At 40.1% G+C, this 17,050-nt stretch carries 16 protein-coding genes; 10 read left to right on the top strand and 6 right to left on the bottom strand.

The genetic code is table 11. The features are described 5' to 3' along the window. Window positions 1-93: 93 nt before the first annotated feature. From H4075_RS12260 to H4075_RS12235, 6 genes are all read left to right on the top strand, one after another. Window positions 94-501: a cytochrome c maturation protein CcmE domain-containing protein gene (locus tag H4075_RS12260; protein WP_182801133.1), complete on the top strand. Its 408-nt coding sequence runs from the start codon at window positions 94-96 to the stop codon at window positions 499-501. A 57-nt stretch (window positions 502-558) separates the two neighbouring features. Then, window positions 559-3,027 (top strand): cytochrome c biogenesis protein CcsA, encoded by a 2,469-nt coding sequence (gene ccsA, locus H4075_RS12255; RefSeq protein WP_182801132.1) that lies wholly within the window; start codon window positions 559-561, stop codon window positions 3,025-3,027. A 162-nt stretch (window positions 3,028-3,189) separates the two neighbouring features. Then, window positions 3,190-3,909: a DUF4294 domain-containing protein gene (locus H4075_RS12250; RefSeq protein ID WP_182801131.1), complete on the top strand. Its 720-nt coding sequence runs from the start codon at window positions 3,190-3,192 to the stop codon at window positions 3,907-3,909. Between the two features lie 111 nt (window positions 3,910-4,020). Next, window positions 4,021-4,269 (top strand): hypothetical protein, encoded by a 249-nt coding sequence (locus H4075_RS12245; protein WP_182801130.1) that lies wholly within the window; start codon window positions 4,021-4,023, stop codon window positions 4,267-4,269. Between the two features lie 126 nt (window positions 4,270-4,395). Then, entirely contained in the window at window positions 4,396-5,130 is a 735-nt protein-coding gene (gene bshB1, locus H4075_RS12240; RefSeq protein ID WP_182801129.1) for a bacillithiol biosynthesis deacetylase BshB1, read from the top strand. 102 nt (window positions 5,131-5,232) lie between these two features. Further along, window positions 5,233-6,324: a fatty acid desaturase family protein gene (locus H4075_RS12235; RefSeq protein WP_182801128.1), complete on the top strand. Its 1,092-nt coding sequence runs from the start codon at window positions 5,233-5,235 to the stop codon at window positions 6,322-6,324. Here the strand turns inward: H4075_RS12235 and H4075_RS12230 are convergent. Together H4075_RS12230 and H4075_RS12225 are read right to left on the bottom strand one after the other, a co-directional pair. Continuing rightward, window positions 6,302-6,889 carry a methyltransferase domain-containing protein gene (locus H4075_RS12230; protein WP_182801127.1) on the bottom strand — a complete coding sequence of 196 codons (588 nt, stop codon included), beginning with the start codon at window positions 6,887-6,889 and terminating at the stop codon, window positions 6,302-6,304. The genes H4075_RS12235 and H4075_RS12230 overlap by 23 nt on opposite strands. Before the next feature lie 21 nt (window positions 6,890-6,910). Then, window positions 6,911-8,956 (bottom strand): caspase family protein, encoded by a 2,046-nt coding sequence (locus tag H4075_RS12225; RefSeq protein ID WP_182801126.1) that lies wholly within the window; start codon window positions 8,954-8,956, stop codon window positions 6,911-6,913. Window positions 8,957-9,100: 144 nt separating this feature from the next. Between H4075_RS12225 and H4075_RS12220 the strand changes: the two genes are divergently transcribed. Continuing rightward, window positions 9,101-10,255, top strand: a complete 1,155-nt coding sequence (locus tag H4075_RS12220; protein WP_182801125.1) for an acyl-CoA dehydrogenase — start codon at window positions 9,101-9,103, stop codon at window positions 10,253-10,255. Between the two features lie 74 nt (window positions 10,256-10,329). Then, on the top strand, window positions 10,330-11,010 hold the full coding sequence (locus H4075_RS12215) for a YggS family pyridoxal phosphate-dependent enzyme (protein ID WP_182801124.1): 681 nt from the start codon (window positions 10,330-10,332) through the stop codon (window positions 11,008-11,010). A gap of 64 nt (window positions 11,011-11,074) precedes the next feature. Here H4075_RS12215 and H4075_RS12210 read toward each other — a convergent pair whose 3' ends face one another. Then, a complete protein-coding gene (locus tag H4075_RS12210; protein ID WP_182801123.1) occupies window positions 11,075-11,719 on the bottom strand; it encodes a dioxygenase family protein in 645 nt (214 codons plus the stop codon). A 191-nt stretch (window positions 11,720-11,910) separates the two neighbouring features. Between H4075_RS12210 and H4075_RS12205 the strand changes: the two genes are divergently transcribed. Both H4075_RS12205 and H4075_RS12200 read left to right on the top strand, forming a co-directional pair. After that, window positions 11,911-12,912: a sensor histidine kinase gene (locus H4075_RS12205; RefSeq protein ID WP_182801122.1), complete on the top strand. Its 1,002-nt coding sequence runs from the start codon at window positions 11,911-11,913 to the stop codon at window positions 12,910-12,912. Continuing rightward, window positions 12,912-13,634: a LytR/AlgR family response regulator transcription factor gene (locus H4075_RS12200; RefSeq protein ID WP_255460182.1), complete on the top strand. Its 723-nt coding sequence runs from the start codon at window positions 12,912-12,914 to the stop codon at window positions 13,632-13,634. The genes H4075_RS12205 and H4075_RS12200 overlap by 1 nt, the downstream gene beginning before the upstream one ends. A gap of 72 nt (window positions 13,635-13,706) precedes the next feature. Here the strand turns inward: H4075_RS12200 and H4075_RS12195 are convergent, their stop codons facing one another. Genes H4075_RS12195 through H4075_RS12185 form a run of 3 tightly spaced genes read right to left on the bottom strand, consistent with a single transcriptional unit; the run spans window position 13,707 to window position 16,950 of the window. Further along, window positions 13,707-14,993, bottom strand: a complete 1,287-nt coding sequence (locus tag H4075_RS12195; RefSeq protein ID WP_182801121.1) for an amidohydrolase — start codon at window positions 14,991-14,993, stop codon at window positions 13,707-13,709. 27 nt (window positions 14,994-15,020) lie between these two features. After that, on the bottom strand, window positions 15,021-16,535 hold the full coding sequence (locus H4075_RS12190) for a serine hydrolase (RefSeq protein ID WP_182801120.1): 1,515 nt from the start codon (window positions 16,533-16,535) through the stop codon (window positions 15,021-15,023). A 10-nt stretch (window positions 16,536-16,545) separates the two neighbouring features. Continuing rightward, window positions 16,546-16,950, bottom strand: coding sequence for a hypothetical protein (locus H4075_RS12185; protein ID WP_182801119.1), 405 nt, complete (start codon window positions 16,948-16,950; stop codon window positions 16,546-16,548). Window positions 16,951-17,050: the final 100 nt, after the last annotated feature.

Raw genomic sequence — 17,050 nt, 5'->3', positions numbered from 1 at the left:
GCCATCTATCCAATTATCTGTGTTTTATGTTTACCATCACAAAAAGCGACTTGTTTTTGGTCTAACTTTGCGGCTGCAATAAAAAAGCATCGAATGAAGACCTCACATATCCTGATTTTAATCGTGATTGCGGTAGCGATAGGTATCCTTATCAGCAGCATGGGCGACCTTTCAACCTACGATACCATTGATTCAGCAAAAGCCAAGCCCGGTAAGTTTTTACACCTCATCGCCAAGCTTGATACAGCCAATGGCAAAGAGATCGAATACGATGCACTTAAAAATCCCAATTACCTGAGTTTTCATGTGGTTGATTCTTTAGGAGGGTCTACAAAAGTGGTTTACATGAAAGGGAAACCACCAACAGATATGGAGCGTAGTGAGCGTATGGTGTTGAAAGGAAAGATGACGGACAGTGCTTTTTTGTGTGATGATATTCTCATTAAATGTCCAAGCAAGTACAAAGACGAAAAGGCGAAGATCAGCACAGTAGCTAAGTAATAAAAATTGAGTTAACTCCACGTTGCGAAATAGTTTTTTTGAACCAATTACCGAACCATGCCATTTATAGGTGAACAGTTATTGCCCGGACAGATCGGAAATTTTTTAGCTATTCTTTCATTCGTCGCCTCATTACTGGCAACAGTTGCTTACTTCAAAGCAACACAATCCCAAATACCATCAGTACAGCAAAGCTGGAAACGGATTGCACGTGTTTCATTCCTTGCAGAGATCATTGCCATCATCGGCATTTTTGCAGTACTCTATTTCATTATTTCTAATCATCGGTTCGAATACAAATATGCCTGGCAGCACAGTAACTACCAGTTGCCCATGCAATACATTCTTGCCTGTTTCTGGGAAGGACAGGAGGGCAGCTTCCTGCTCTGGAGTTTCTGGCATTGTGTGTTAGGTGGCATTATCATGTTGCGTGAAAGGAAATGGGAAGCGCCTGTTATGGTGACCATCAGCTTTATGCAGTTTGCGTTGGCTACCATGGTCATAGGTATTTACTTCTTCGATTTTAAACTAGGTAGTAATCCGTTTGTGTTGATGCGTAATGAAGGGATGCTGAGTCCTGAGCAATTCCCGATCGGGTTTGATTCAGAAGGTCATTTACGCAGCGATTACCTGAGCTTTATACGTGATGGAAATGGATTGAACCCTTTGTTACAGAACTATTGGATGACAATTCACCCGCCAGTCCTCTTCCTCGGTTTTGCCAGCACCATTGTTCCGTTTGCATTTGCTGTTGCCGGACTATGGAAGAAGGATTTTGGCGGTTGGGTATTACCTGCCCGTCCATGGGCCATTTTCAGTGCCGGTATTCTTGGTTTGGGTATTATGATGGGCGCTGCATGGGCTTATGAAAGTTTAACCTTTGGTGGCTACTGGGCTTGGGATCCTGTAGAGAATGCATCGCTGGTGCCTTGGTTAATCGCCATTTGTGGTATCCATACGTTGATCGCTTATAAACACACTGGTCATTCTTTACGAGCTACCTTCTTATTTTTTATACTGCAGTTCCTGTTCATCATCTATTCCACCTTTTTAACACGTAGTGGAATTTTAGGCGATACAAGTGTCCATGCGTTTACAGACCTCGGCATGAATACTCAGTTGCTGGTCTTTCTGTTGATTTTTGTTATTCCTTCATTGACGTTGTTTGCAATTCGATACAAGCAAATACCAACTATCCTGAAAGAAGAAGCATTCAGCTCAAGAGAGTTCTGGTTATTCGTCGGTTCGTTATTGTTCTTTATTTCGGCCATCTTCATTATCGGAAAAACATCGTTACCGGTATTCAATAAACTTTTCGGAACCAAATATGCACCTGCGCAGGACATTGAATATTCTTACAACAAAGTGCTGATTCTTTTTTCATTTGTGATCGCACTGCTTACCGCCATCAGTCAGTATTTAAAATACAAACAAACAACCGGAGCTGCTTTCATTAAGTCAATCTGGTTGCCGGCATTAATTGCCTTGATCGCTTCTTTAAGCATCAGCATTTGGGGCGATATCAATTATAACAAATACGGAGTAGGTTATCTGGCGATCATCCACCTCAGCATTTTTGCTGCTGTGTTTGGTGTTGTTGCCAATGGCATGTACATCTTTACCGGCATCAAAGGAAAGATGATCAAAGCCGGTGCATCCATTGCACACGTTGGGTTTGGTTTAACCTTGCTTGGTATTCTCATCTCTTCCTCAAAGAAAGAAGTGATCAGTTGGAACACGAGTGGTATCATGGTTAATTTTGGCGAGCAGAGCAAAGAAAACCCTGCTGAGAACTTAACCTTGGTAAAAGGTATTGCAACAGACATGGGTAAGTACATGGTGACTTACCAGGGCGATTCAACCCATCCATCTGATCCCAAGCAATATTTCAAAATTCATTTCAAGTATAAGAATAAGGACGAAGGGTTTACACTTTATCCTGATGCATTTGTGAACTTCAAAGGCAACGAAGGCATTATGGCTAACCCTGACAGTAAACACTATCTCCATAAAGATGTATTTACTTACATCACATCATTGCCCAACAAAGAAAAAAATAAAGACACTTCTACGTTCAGGGAACATAAAATAAAGCCGGGCGATACTGTCTTTTATTCACAAGGTTTCCTGGTGCTGGATAATGTTGGTCGTGACATTAAACGCAAAAACATTCCTTACGAATCAACCGATTCAGTTTTTGCGGCTTCAGTTACAGTTTATGCAAAAGACAGCAGCCGTTATGCTGCTGAGCCATTGCTGATCCTGCGTGGCAACAACATTATGCCGGTAGCCGATACAGTTATTTCACAAAGCCTAGTACTGGCATTCAGCGGTGCTGAAGCAGATGGAATTAAACTTGGGGTGAAAGAAAGCAACTCTGTATTGGAATATGTAACGCTCAAAGCTTATCAGTTCCCGATGATTAATGTGTTGTGGCTGGGTATTTTGCTCATGACCTTTGGCTCTATGCTGGCCACCTGGAATCATATTCAGAAAAACAGGAGATCTGAACTGAAATCTGTTTGATAGAGTCACTGATGACGCAGATATAACTGATTTGCACGGATTATTACATTTGCTGGCAGCGAACAGCTTGCAGCTTTTTAAGAAAATCTTCACAAGGCAGCGTCGGTTACATTCTTCCTGTCTGTTGTATAAACAGGGGAGAATGCTTAATTTACATTGCCGATGAAGAGTTATCAGTGCATATCATATTTATCTGTACTCCTTTTCTGCTTGCTGTTCAGCAATGCTGCGTTATATGCACAGGAAGTATTGCCACCGCATCCCGATTCAACTTCTCCCAAACAAATCATTAAAACAGAATATGGCGTAAACGATACCATTTACGTGAAAGCTATGCTCATCAATGGTGAGATCATTGGTGGAAGAGAAATCAGTGAAGTATTTGTATGGGGTGGTAATCCAAAAGAAGCGGAGAAATATTGGGCCAATTGGACGAGGTTAAGAAATGCAGTTTATCTCACGTATCCGTATGCCCGTTCTGCAGGTGTGGTGATGAATGATGTAAATAAACATCTCGAAAATATCAAGGCAAAATCTGACCGTAAGAAATACATCAAGTCAAGAGAAAAAGAATTACGATCAAGCTTTACAGATAAGGTAACTGATCTTTCTATTTACCAGGGTAAGGTGTTGATGAAATTGATCAACCGCCAGACAGGTAACAACTGTTACGAAATTGTACATGAAATGAAAGGCGGTTTCACTGCAGGTTTTTACCAGACACTCATGTTCTTTGCAGGCACCAGTTTAAAACAGGCATGGAATCCAAAGGATGATAAATTCGATAAACAGATTGAAGACATCGTTCTGGAAATAGACCGGATGTATTATGGTGCGCCGGGATATACTTCCGCTGCTTCAACTGTAACAGGTCGTGAATAAAGATTGTTATGTACTAACAGATTATCAGTAGCATCTCTCAAAAGACTAACAGTGAAACTCTTAAACTTTATTAAACGACAATTGAAAATTGACTTGTCGCCAGACCAAACTATGAGACGCCTGATTGCCAATTTGCCTGATTCTTATAGGAAAGATATACATGTTACGAATAGTATTGAGTTTTTAGATAAGAGAGAATGGGGGCTTGCGCTTGACAGTTTAATCGAATTTGCAGAAGAAACAGAGTTTCATCCTTCAGAGGAATTTTGGTTGGGACTTGCTGGCACTGCAGATAAAATGAAGTTAACAGACATAGCAAATTACTGTAGAAAGCATCTTGATATAAATGAAAAGAAATAGATCAATGGCACTTTTGTTTTGTGAAGTATAAATGCTCATACGTAAAGCCCTTAACATGGTAACTCCCTTTTACTTACTTGTTCTTCTATCCATATTTCCTACTTTCACACTCCAAAATTTTAAAGCATGAAATTAGATATACTCGCATTTGGCGTTCACCCCGATGATGTTGAATTGAGTTGTGCAGGAACATTGATGGTTGAAATTAACAACGGAAAAAAAGTAGGTGTGATCGATCTAACACGTGGTGAACTCGGCACAAGGGGCACCGCAGAAACAAGAAGAGAAGAAGCAGCCATTGCTGCAAATATCATGGGCGTGCATGTAAGAGAGAATTTAGGTATGCGTGATGGCTTCTTTAAAAATGATGAAGAGCATCAAATGCAGATCATTCAAAAGATCCGTCAATACCAACCGGAGATCGTAATCTGTAATGCATTGGTTGATCGTCATCCTGATCATGGACGTTCATCAAAGCTTGTATCCGATGCAAGTTTTTTATCTGGTCTTCGTAAAATTGAAACAAGCTTTAATGGTGAAGCACAGCAGGCATGGCGGCCAAAGTATGTGTTCCATTATATCCAGGATCGTTATGCAGAACCTGATTTTATTTTCGACATCAGTTCGGTATTCGATCGTAAAGTAGAAAGCATTAAAGCATACGGAACACAGTTTCATAATCCTAATCCCGGTGCTGATGAACCACAGACCTATATATCCACACCGGCTTATTTTGAAACAATCATCAGCAGACATAAGATGTTTGGCAAACGCATTGGTGTTGAGTATGGAGAAGGGTTTATTACGGAGAAACGTATAGGTATCAACACGTTCGATGCATTAATACAGGTGAGCACCTAATGTTTGTTTGTAGATATTACTGTTAATCCTCTGTCATTCTTCAACAGTTTAGAGGTAAAAAGGGCGATAATCGTTAGCTTTGCACAATTATTTTATTGTACAATGAGCACTCCTAAATTTGCCGTAACGGCACAATCCTTCCACACAGAACTAAAGAGAAGGGTTAATTCATACTTCGAAGAACAACGTAAAAAGCCAACAGGAAATTTCAACCTCTATTTTAAAGCTATCGGTTTTGGTGTTGCTTTAGTGGCTATTTATGTTCACCTGGTTTTCTTTACACCGGTTTGGTGGCTGGGTGTAGCTGAATCAATCGTGTTAGGTGGATTGATTGCAGCAATTGGTTTTAACGTGATGCACGATGGCGCACACGGAAGTTTCAGTACAAATAAAGTGGTGAATACAATGGCTGCGTTTTCATTGAATATGTTAGGCGGCAGCAGCTTTATGTGGAATTTCAAACACAACATTATTCATCATGCTTACACCAATATTGATGGGGTAGATGATGATATCGATATTCAGCCCTGGTTACGCATGAGCAGCACACAGAAAAAATACAAGCTGCACAAATACCAGCATTACTATTTCTGGTTTTTATATGCATTGCTTTATATCCTTTGGATATTTGTAATGGACTATCAGAAATATTTCAGCAAGAAGATCGGTAACATGCCATTGAAGAAAATGGAAGTGAAAGATCATGTTGTATTCTGGGCGTTTAAATTAGTTCACCTGATCATTTTTATTGGTATACCAATTTACTTTGCAGGATTTGTTCCATGGTTAGTTGGTTTCCTTGTAACTACTTTGTTTGCAGGTGTGGTGATCAGTATTGTGTTCCAGTTGGCACACACTGTTGAGCATACACATTTTCCAATGCCAAGCGAAGAAGATGGTCGCCTGCAGGATGAGTGGGCTATTCATCAGTTGAAAACAACTGCAAACTTTGCTACAAGAAATAAACTGATCTCAATGCTGGTTGGTGGATTGAACTTCCAGGTAGAGCATCACCTTTTTCCAAAAATTTCGCATGTGCATTATCCGGCCATCAGTCGCATCATTAAGCAAACCTGTCAGGAATTTAATGTGGAGTATATTGAATATCCGAAGATGCGTATGGCCATTGCATCGCATGTAGCTTACTTACGTGAAATGGGAAGAGGCGAGGTTAAACTTTACCATCAGCACTAAAAAATAGTTCAGCGCCCCGGCGTGGAAGAATGGAGTTGTAACACAGCTCCATTTTTTTTATGTGTAAATGTTTGCTGAAAAGTTCTTCGTATTCTGCTTTGCTGCCACCAAATGGCGGCCCTCCTTCAAATTCTTTGTTGAATAATACACCCACGAGCTCACCGCCTGGTTTCAGGAGTTGATGCATATGTTCTACATACCTGCTTCGCAATGTGGGATCAAGTGCGCAGAAAAAAGTCTGTTCAAGAATAAGATCATACTGTCCATTGTGTTCAAAGAAATCACCCGTAATAATATTGATAGGTTGCCCTTTGAATCTTTCTGCTAATGCGGCAGTAAGCACAGGTGAAATATCCAGCACAGTTATATCGGTAAAGCCATGTTGCAATAACCATTCTGCTTCATAAGCATTGCCGCAGCCGGGTATAAGAATAGAAATGCTTTTATCTTTTAGTGATTGCAGGTATTCCACAAGAGGAGTGGAACCATAACCGATATCCCAACCTGTTTGCTGCTGTTGATAACGATTACTCCAATATTCTGCGTTGAGTGTTGTCTGACTCATGAAAACATTCTTTCGAAAAAGTTACTGCATTTTAAAATAGAAAATGTCGTAGAAGTTTGTATTGAGCCATGGCTTTTGTTTGCCACTTGATTTTTCTCTCACTTCTCGACCGGTTAATTTAAACACGTTTTCAAGTTGCATGTTGGGCGATGCAATATATTTGATCAACGAGCCGGTGTACAATCCGTTGGTACCTGCAACGCCATCGCTTGCTACGGAGCCTGGATCTGTTGCAAAGGAAATAACAGTATTATCTGGTGGGGTAATAGAAGCTAATCCTTCATTTGCATCATCTTCACCAAACGAACCACGATCGAACGGATTGTTGCGGCATGCATCCAGAATAACAATGTTCAATTTCGTTGCTGCATTTTCCATCCTGTTCAATACCCAGTTAATATTCGGACAATCTTCTTTGATATCTGCTTTGGTCTGCAACCTGAAATCTACAGGGATGATGTAATTGAAATTATCGACCTGCATACCATGCCCTGAATAGTAAAATAATGCCACATCGGCTCCAATGATCTTTGCACCAAAATCACGGATGGCTGTTTTCATTTGCGATGCGCTGCCATCAATTACTTCGATCACTTCAAATCCGCATGAACGCAACACCTGCGCCATTGAACGGGCGTCGTTCTTCGGGTTTTTGAGTGCAGTAGTATATTGATAAGATTGGTTGCCGATGATGAGCGCCATTTTCCTTTTGAAGTTCGTTGTAACTAATCCGCTTGTATTTGAACCTGTGGTAACAATATTGTTGTTAGCTGTATTATTAGTTGGTTTGTTATTGTTGGTCGGATTTGTGTTATTGCCACTCGGTTTATTGGTTCCGGTAGTAGTAGTCCCTGTAGTATTGGGTTTTGTATTGGTTGGGTTTGTAACCGCAGGTTTGTTATTCGTGTTTGTTGTTGTTGGAAGCTTGTTATTTGCTGCAATTGTTCCGGAGCCGGTGCCTGTCTGATAATTGTTTCGCACCCATGCATCGTAACCCGGAGGAGGCGTGGTTTTATCCTGGTAGGTGCCTTCTTTCCAGTAACCGACCTTCAACGTACCATCAAACTGAACAAGTTCTCCTTTACCATGTGTACGCTGGTCTTTCCATTCACCGGTGTAGCGTTCACCATTGGTATAGTAGTAAGTTCCTTTGCCGTTAAATTTATTATCATCAAAATTTCCTGAATAGAAGTCGCCGATATCAAAGTAATACTTGCCTTGTCCATTACGGTAACCGTTTTTAAAATAGCCCTCGTAGTAGCCGTTGTTGTAAACGTACTTGCCATAGCCATTTTTACAATCACCGCTGATGCAGCCTGTTGCTCCGCCGGTTTTTACCAGCGTTGATTTTGGTGTGATCAGATTATTATCACTCCAAAATCCGATTTTCTTAACACCAGTGTTTGGATCGTAATTAATACCCCAGCCATTACGTTTACTGTCAATAAAATAACCCACATACTTTTCTCCCGTTATGAAGAAATAAGTTCCATAGCCTGTCAACAGATTTTGCTCAAACTGGCCAACCCAGCGTGTACCATCATCCCAATAATAAGCGCCGTAACCATCACGCTTACCGGTTTTGAAATAGCCAAAGTAACGGTCGTTGCCGCTATAGTATTTCATCCCATAACCACCTTCGCAATCGCCATTCAGGCAACCTGTGGTGCCAACTGCTTTTCCGTAGTAAGATATTTTACCGAGGTATTTTCCTTTTTCGAAGATGCCGGTCTGTTTTGTACCGTTGGTATATGTTTTTTCACCCTCACCATCAAACTCGCCATTCTTAAAATCGCCGATGTACTTTGTGCCGTCTTTAAACTCCATTACCCCAAATCCACTGAAGGTGTTGGCAAGACTCTCACCAATAAATTTTTCACCGGTTTTCCAAGTGTACACACCAAAGCCTTCACGTTTATCGTCGTAAAACTCGCCTTCGTAGATATCGCCGTTTTCGTATTTGAATTTGCCAAAGCCGGAACTACAGTCGCCGCTAAGACAGGTTTGTGCAGAGGATTGTACGGAAAGGATAAGGCTAATAAAACTAATGAAAACAAAGGCTTTCATATGTGGGTTTATTTTTGGTTGAAAGTTACAATGCAGACTAAAGATACAAATACCCTGAAGCAGGTATTTATTTAGTTGCAAAATGAACGAAAAGCTTTCAACTGTTAGTATCCCTTATCTTTGCCGCAAACTTTTAAACTCTATATGCACTTTGAATTAACAGAGGAGCAGTTAATGATTCAAAAAGCTGCCCGTGACTTTGCCAAAACAGAATGTTTACCCGGCGTTATTGAGCGTGATGAATTACAGAAATTCCCGAAAGAACAGATCAGTAAACTGGCCGATCTGGGTTTTATGGGCATGATGGTAAAACCGGAATACGGTGGTTCAGGCATGGATACGGTGAGTTATGTGCTGGCAATGGAAGAGATCAGTAAGATCGATGCGAGTGTAAGCGTGTGTATGAGTGTAAACAACAGTCTTGTTTGTTATGGTTTGCAGGAGTATGGAAGCGAAGGGCAAAAACAAAAATACCTGACGCCACTTGCGCAGGGCAAGAAAGACGGAGAATTATATATTGGGGCATTTTTGTTGAGCGAACCCGAAGCAGGAAGCGATGCTACTTCACAACAAACAACAGCAGATGAAAAAGGCGATCATTATGTCATAAACGGCATTAAAAACTGGATCACCAATGGTAACTCTGCATCTGTTTACCTGGTAATTGCGCAAACTGATAAATCGAAAGGAAGCAAAGGCATCAATGCATTTATTGTGGAAAAGAGTTGGCCGGGTGTAAGTGTTGGTGCAAAAGAAAATAAACTAGGTATTCGTGGAAGTGATACGCACAGCATTTCGTTCCAGGATGTAAAAGTGCCAAAGGAAAACCGTATTGGTGAAGATGGCTTTGGTTTCAAGTTTGCGATGAAAACATTAGCAGGCGGACGAATTGGTATTGCTGCGCAGGCACTCGGTATTGCAAGCGGGGCTTATGAATTGGCATTAGCTTATTCCAAACAACGCAAGGCATTTGGTAAAGAGATTATGCATCACCAGGCTATTCAGTTTAAGCTGGCCGATATGGCAACAAAGATAGAAGCAGCCCGTTTACTTTGTTTAAAAGCCGCATGGGAAAAAGATAATGGCATCGATTATACACTCAGCTCATCAATGGCAAAAGTATTTGCAAGCGAAGCGGCTATGTGGACAGCAACAGAAGCAGTGCAGGTGCATGGCGGTTATGGTTTTGTAAAAGAGTTTCATGTTGAACGGTTGATGCGTGATGCCAAGATCACTCAGATCTATGAAGGAACAAGCGAAGTGCAACGGATCGTTATCAGCAGAAGTATTTTGAAATAAACATCATTTGAAAATTTGTGAATGTGCTGATTTGAAAATGATCAGCACATTTTTATTTTCAGCAACTTTGTACAATGGCAGTTAATACAGAAGCATATCAAACGGTCAAGCAGGAATTAGATGCAAAGCAGGTTACACTGGTAGCGGTTAGCAAAACCAAACCTGTTGAAGATATTGTTGAACTATACGATTCAGGTCATCGGGATTTTGGTGAGAACTATGTGCAGGAGTTGGTTGATAAACAAGCTGCATTGCCAAAAGATATCCGCTGGCATTTTATTGGTCACCTCCAAAGTAATAAGGTGAAATACATTGCACCGTTTGTGCAGTTGATCCATGGCGTTGACAGTTTGAAGTTGTTGAAAGAGATCAATAAAGAAGCAGGGAAGAACAACCGTATAATTGATGTGTTGCTGCAGGTGCACATTGCACAGGAAGAAACGAAGTTCGGATTAAATGAAGAAGAGCTTAATTTGATCATTCAGGAATTTGAAAATTTGAAAATGACAAATGTGCGTGTATGTGGTTTGATGGGGATGGCTTCGTTCAGTGATGATCTGGAAAAAGTAAGAAGCGAGTTTCGATATTTGAAAATGTTATTCAATAAAAGTGCTGACAAATTCACCATTCACCCTTCACCCTTCACAATTCTCTCCATGGGTATGAGTGGCGATTATAAAGTTGCAGTTGAAGAGGGAAGTACGATGGTGCGTATTGGCAGTTTGTTGTTTGGTGCAAGAAATTCTTCAAAGTAATGATAGTGGTCTGACGGTTTTCAGCCGTGCCGACCAAAGGATAAGGTTTAATGATCAATGCGTGTTATTTAGGATAACCTGGAATATTTTTTCCGAGATAAATATTCCGTTCTGCTTTTACCATACTGCCGCCCGGTTTCATAGTAAGGATGCCGCTTCCTCCACGGTTTTTCAATCGGCTTCTTTCTTCTTGCGTCAGAAAAGGATCATTGTCAAACACAAATTCATCGATCCAGTATTCCTGTTTGCCCGGTTCTTTAATAGTGATATGAATATGCGCCGGATTTTTGCTGTTGGGATAAGAACCTGGTCGAAGTGTAAAGAATTTATAAAAACCATTTTTATCAGTCTTCATCCAGCCACGTAAATAGCCATGTCGTTTCGCCCAACCTTTTTCATCACCCTTTTGAGGATAAATGCCCGTTTGATCAGTGTGATAAATGTAAATGATCACTCCTTCAGCAGGTGTTTTGCCATCAGCTTTGTACACCGTTCCGTTCACTGCCAGTTTTTGTCCCGGCAAATTCCAATCAGGAAGCCATACCATCGGTTCTAATTTATCAAATGGAATCGGACTTTCGTAGATCGCTTCACATCCTTCGCAACCACCGGGATCAATTTTTACATCTTTTGATGTTTGCTGTTGTGCGCAGGAACTTACAGGTACATTTGTAAGAAGAATAAATGTGAATGTGATGATAAGCTTCATACAAAAAGATTTAATACTGTAAAGCTTGCAAAAAGTTATCAGCAATTACAATTAGTTTACACATGATGCAGTTGTTTCTTGACAAACGGCAGATTTGCATTTCGTCAGCAAAAACCAACAGGAACTGTAATCCTTTTTAACAGGCGGATTTTGTACATTTATTTTGAGGTATGCACAACGCTCCATTTTTTTTGAAATACAAGCTGCATCATGTGATCATCTGGATGCTGGTGTTCGGCACATGGTTCATGTTCCGGTATGAAGGGTATAGTCTGCCTGCCACTGCGTTTAAGGTAACACTTATTAAAGTGATCGATCTTGCAGCGTTGGTTTATTTCACCAACTATGTTCTTATCCCAAAACTTCTTTACAAAAAGAAATATGTTCTGTTTGCTGTTACACTCATCAGTTTAATTGTTCTCAGCAGTTTGCTGAAGATGAATATTATTGGCCGCATGACCAACAACCCTGCACTGCTGAATATATCGGGCAATTGGAAAGATAGAGTGTATGACAACGTAATTCCTCATTTCTTTCTTGTGCTGGCGGGTGCCGCATTTAAATTGATGTTTGATTATACCGCCATGCAAAAAAAGATGGCTGACATGGCAAAAGAAAAAGCAGAAGCTGAATTGAGTTTCTTAAAATCACAGATCAATCCGCATTTCCTGTTTAATTCTATCAATGCTGTTTATTTTTTGATTGATAAAGAAAACAAAGAAGCAAGAGAGGCACTGCACAAATTTTCAGATATGTTGCGGTATCAATTGTATGAAGCCGGTGGCGATAAAATACCGATTGAAAAAGAGATCGATTTTTTAAATGATTATGTGTCGTTACAAAAACTTCGCAAAGATGATCAGTACACGGTAGACTTTTCATCCACACCTGAAGTGAAAGGTTTCTCAATTGAACCTTTATTACTGGTATCATTTGTTGAAAATGCATTCAAACATATTTCACATCGAAGCAATGAAACAAACTACGTAAAAGTGAAACTCTCCAAAGCAAACGGCACTATGGATTTTTTGGTAGAGAATTCAAAAGAAGATGCGATAAGTACAGAAAAGAATGGGGGCATCGGACTGCAGAATGTAAAACGCAGATTGGAATTGTTATATCCCGGCAAGTATGATCTCAACATACAAAACGGAGCGGAAGTTTATACTGTTCATCTTAAACTGGATGTATAATGTTGATCAATGTTGTAATCATAGATGATGAACCGCTTGCCCGTAAGGGATTGAAAGAGTATGTGACTGATGTAGATTTTCTGCAACTGGTGGGAGAGTTTGATCATCCGTTAAAAGCTGCTGATATGATCAGCAGGGGAGATGTGCAATTACTCTTGCTCGACATACAAATGCCAAAGATCACCGGTATTGATTTTTTTAAATCACTACAACAGGCGCCGCCGGTTATTTTTACCACAGCTTATCCGCAATATGCATTGGATGGTTTTGAAGTGAATGCATTGGATTATCTGGTAAAGCCTATTTCGTTTGACCGTTTTCTGAAAGCAGCCATGAAAGCAAAAGAGTACTACGAGCTGCGGCAACAAAACAAAGCTGCTGAAAGTGCAGAGCAACAAACTGATTTTTATATCAAGGCTGATAACCGTTTTGTCCGAATCGCTTTCAAGGATGTACAGTATGTAGAAGCGTTACAGAATTATGTTTGTATTTATACAGCTGAAAAGAAATACATCAGCTATCTCACCATGAAATCGGTGGAAGAATATTTACCTGCATCGCAATTTATCAAAACACATAAGTCGTTTATTGTAAATGCGGCTAAGATCGATGCTATTGATGGAAATGAAATACGTATCGGAGAACACCGCATTCCGATTAGCCGAAATGAAAAGGAAGATGTGATGGAGCAATTGTTGAAGAATAAATTTTTGAAACGGTAAGTAGGTATGCCATGTCTATTGCAGAATGATATTATTATCAATAACTGCTCATAGACATGGCATACCTAAGCATTACTTCTTCACCTTCCCATAATCAAATACAATATTGCAAAAGGCTTTTACGCCTACATCAAGCATGCTGTCGTCAATTAAAAAATCAGGCGTATGATGGCTGGTTGGTTGTGCACCTTTCGGCATACCACCAAGATTGAAAAAGAAAGCAGGTGCTTTTTCACCAAAGAAAGAAAAATCTTCGGCACCTGTTGTCCATGTTCCTTCACTTACATTTTCTGCACCCGCAGCTGTTTGTAAAGAAGCAATGGTATTACTTACTAATGCTGGCGTATTATATGTCACCAATGTTTTATTATCAATTGTTACTTCAGCAGTGCCGCCCAAAGCTTCGGCAATATTGGAAGCGGTGCGACGAATCTTCTCATACACATCTTTTTGCATAGCTCCGTCAAGTGTACGAATGGTGCCGCTGAAACTTACTTCTTCCGGAATAATATTTTCACGTACACCACCATTGAATTTTCCAACAGTAATCACAACGGGAGCTTTCGTTAAATCTTCGCTACGACTCACAATAGTTTGCAAACCATTTATGATTTGTGCTGATATCATAATGGGATCAATGCCACTCCACGGAGCAGAGCCATGTGCGCCTTTGCCTTTTACTTTAATCGTGAACCAATCGCTGCTTGCCATGAACGCACCACTTTTATATTTGATCTTACCGATTTCAAGACCAGCAGCAATATGTAAACCGAAAATGGCATCCACTTTCGGATTATCCATTACACCTTCTTTCACCATCAACGGTGCACCACCTTCCTCAGTACCGGGAGGGCCTTCCTCAGCAGGTTGAAAAATAAATTTCACTGTGCCCGGCACATCTTTCTTCATTGTTGCAAGTACTTCGGCTGTGCCCATCAATATAGCAACATGTGTATCATGTCCGCATGCATGCATCACAGGAACCTGTTGGCCTAGGTAATCTGCCATCACAGTTGATTTAAAAGGAACATTGGTGCGCTCAACAATTGGTAGCGCATCAATATCTGCACGCAGTGCAACAACTGAACCTGGTTTGCCGCCTTTTAGTATGGCAACCACACCTGTTTTTGCAACACCGGTTGTTACTTCCAGGCCAAGACTTTTTAGATGATTGGCGATGTACGCCATTGTTTTGAACTCACGGTTACCAAGCTCCGGGTTTTGATGAAGATGCCTGCGCCACTCTATTACTTTTGGTAATAATGCTTTTGCTCTCTGGTCGATCAGTTGCTGGATGTTTTGCGCTGATACTGACGATACAGTTGTGCACAGAACGATTAATGAAAACAGTTTTCTCATGCTTTGTAGTTTAGTTGGAAGTGAACATTAGTTTTTAAGAAACACATAGCCATCGTATTCAACAAAGTCAGATGCTTTTATTTCGATGGCGCTTACTTTGTTATTCTTAATTTCGAACGGAACAGCAAACTTTCCATACGAAGGATGATTCCAGGTGAGCAGGAAATTTTTATTGTCGATGTATTCAAGCTTGCCTTTCAGTTTTGGATGGTGACTGAGCAAAACTGTAAGTTCATTATTCTCTTTTACAATCTGCATGTTTCCATACACATGATTGTAATAAGAACCAACAAATGCCTCAGCACTTACCGGCAGTGAAGGTTTTTTCTTTACACGTTCTTCCCAGCCTTTTATTTTTGAATCATTCAACACCTGGTCCTGTTGCTGAAATTGTAATAAGAATTTACTTCTGTCAACATAGGGCACACCTAAGTACGCATCCATGATCTGGTAACGTAATGCTTCAAAGAAATTCTGGTTATCGTTATTGGTTAAGATGCTGATACCGAGTTTTTCTTCCGGTATAAAACATACATTGGTAACAAAACCAAACGCACCACCTGTATGCCAATACACCTGTTTGCCATTATAATCCGTCATGTATTCACCTAAACCATACGCTCGGAAATGAGTAGGGTAGTATGGGGATTTGCGTGTGCCTGTTAAAATATTACCGTCTCTTGTTTTTTGTAATACTTGCCATGGAATAACAGCTTGTCCGTTGATCTTTCCACTGTCTAATTGAAACATCAACCATTTGCTGAGATCATTCACACAACTGATCATGCTTGTTGCCGGGCCAAGATTGTCAATTTCATCGTAAGGCAATTTGCTTAATGGTCCAAATGAATTGGAATAGGGAACAGCCACATTCTTACGGTTAGCCATACCCGCTGTATTCATGTATGTATTAGTCATGCCAATGGGATTGAGCATCCGATCTTTTACAAATTGTTCCCACGTACTACCGGTCACTTTTTGTAAAATTTCTCCTGCCACTAAAAAACCTGCATTGCAGTAACCATAGTTCTGACGAAATTCTCCTTCCGGTTTCAGCAGACGCATTTTCCAGATGATGGAATCTTTGGGCAGATTGCTGTTCCAGAATGTAAAATCGCCTTGAAATGTTTTGGTGCCTAACCGATGACACAACATATCTCTCACTGTTGCCAATTTGGTTGATGTTGAATCATACAGCCTGAACCAGGGGATATGTGTTGTTACTTTATCATCCAATGATAATTTCTTTTCATGCTCTGCTAATGCAAGGCTGGTTCCTGTAAACAACTTTGAGTTTGATGCAATGATGAACAGGGTATTTGCATCCACTTTTTCAGGTTTGCCCACTTCTTTTACACCATAGCCTTTTATGAAAACGATCTTTCCATCTTTTACAATGGTGATGGCAAGGCCGGGAATGTTCCAGTCTTTCATGCCACGTTCAATGTAGCGTTCAAGGCTATCTTTAATGAAGGCAGGAGGTTCCTGAGCATGCGTTATTGTAAAATAACAAGTGAATAAAAGTAAAACTGAAATTCGCATAGTATTTATTTTAAAACATTGTTGAAAGCTCAAACTGATAATAAGGGACATCTTTTTCCTTTACTTTCCGGATCGTTTTTATAAAGACGATTGATTGTTTATTACTATTATAAGAAGTAAGCTTGCTTGGCTTTCCTCCCGCAATATCATCTATCGAGGTTGTTTTTAATTTATAGCCATTTTTTTCCAGCCAACCAATGATTTCATCTGCTTCGGTTTTGTTTGATACACGATAGGTTATATCAGTACTTTTTATTTTATAATTGTAACCAATACTAAAATATCGTGTATTAATAACGCCTTCGTTCTCGTACACATTGGTATAGGACATGATTTTGAAATCTGTATCAGTGTCGCCTTTGAAATGTTTATAATTATTTAAAAGCATGAATGAATCAACTTCAAGTTCATTCATTTTTAACAGATTATTTAAATCTGGGATAGATAGGCTTTGAGCATTGATTCTACTGAAAAGTATGGCTGACAGGAATAAGAGAATTATGTAGTTTTTTTTC

The organism is Lacibacter sediminis (assembly GCF_014168535.1).
Lineage (GTDB): Bacteria > Bacteroidota > Bacteroidia > Chitinophagales > Chitinophagaceae > Lacibacter > Lacibacter sediminis.
The sequence above is the reverse complement of the archived record's forward strand: the minus strand, read 5'-3'. Positions and strand labels throughout refer to the sequence as shown.

Bases quoted from the DNA above. Each gene is read 5' to 3' on its own strand.
- H4075_RS12260 (WP_182801133.1), top strand. From the start codon at position 94: ATGAAGACCTCACATATCCTGATTTTAATCGTGATTGCGGTAGCGATA.
- ccsA (WP_182801132.1), top strand. From the start codon at position 559: ATGCCATTTATAGGTGAACAGTTATTGCCCGGACAGATCGGAAATTTT.
- H4075_RS12250 (WP_182801131.1), top strand. From the start codon at position 3,190: ATGAAGAGTTATCAGTGCATATCATATTTATCTGTACTCCTTTTCTGC.
- H4075_RS12245 (WP_182801130.1), top strand. From the start codon at position 4,021: ATGAGACGCCTGATTGCCAATTTGCCTGATTCTTATAGGAAAGATATA.
- bshB1 (WP_182801129.1), top strand. From the start codon at position 4,396: ATGAAATTAGATATACTCGCATTTGGCGTTCACCCCGATGATGTTGAA.
- H4075_RS12235 (WP_182801128.1), top strand. From the start codon at position 5,233: ATGAGCACTCCTAAATTTGCCGTAACGGCACAATCCTTCCACACAGAA.
- H4075_RS12230 (WP_182801127.1), bottom strand. From the start codon at position 6,889: ATGAGTCAGACAACACTCAACGCAGAATATTGGAGTAATCGTTATCAA.
- H4075_RS12225 (WP_182801126.1), bottom strand. From the start codon at position 8,956: ATGAAAGCCTTTGTTTTCATTAGTTTTATTAGCCTTATCCTTTCCGTA.
- H4075_RS12220 (WP_182801125.1), top strand. From the start codon at position 9,101: ATGCACTTTGAATTAACAGAGGAGCAGTTAATGATTCAAAAAGCTGCC.
- H4075_RS12215 (WP_182801124.1), top strand. From the start codon at position 10,330: ATGGCAGTTAATACAGAAGCATATCAAACGGTCAAGCAGGAATTAGAT.
- H4075_RS12210 (WP_182801123.1), bottom strand. From the start codon at position 11,719: ATGAAGCTTATCATCACATTCACATTTATTCTTCTTACAAATGTACCT.
- H4075_RS12200 (WP_255460182.1), top strand. From the start codon at position 12,912: ATGTTGATCAATGTTGTAATCATAGATGATGAACCGCTTGCCCGTAAG.
- H4075_RS12195 (WP_182801121.1), bottom strand. From the start codon at position 14,993: ATGAGAAAACTGTTTTCATTAATCGTTCTGTGCACAACTGTATCGTCA.
- H4075_RS12190 (WP_182801120.1), bottom strand. From the start codon at position 16,535: ATGCGAATTTCAGTTTTACTTTTATTCACTTGTTATTTTACAATAACG.
- H4075_RS12185 (WP_182801119.1), bottom strand. From the start codon at position 16,950: ATGAATGAACTTGAAGTTGATTCATTCATGCTTTTAAATAATTATAAA.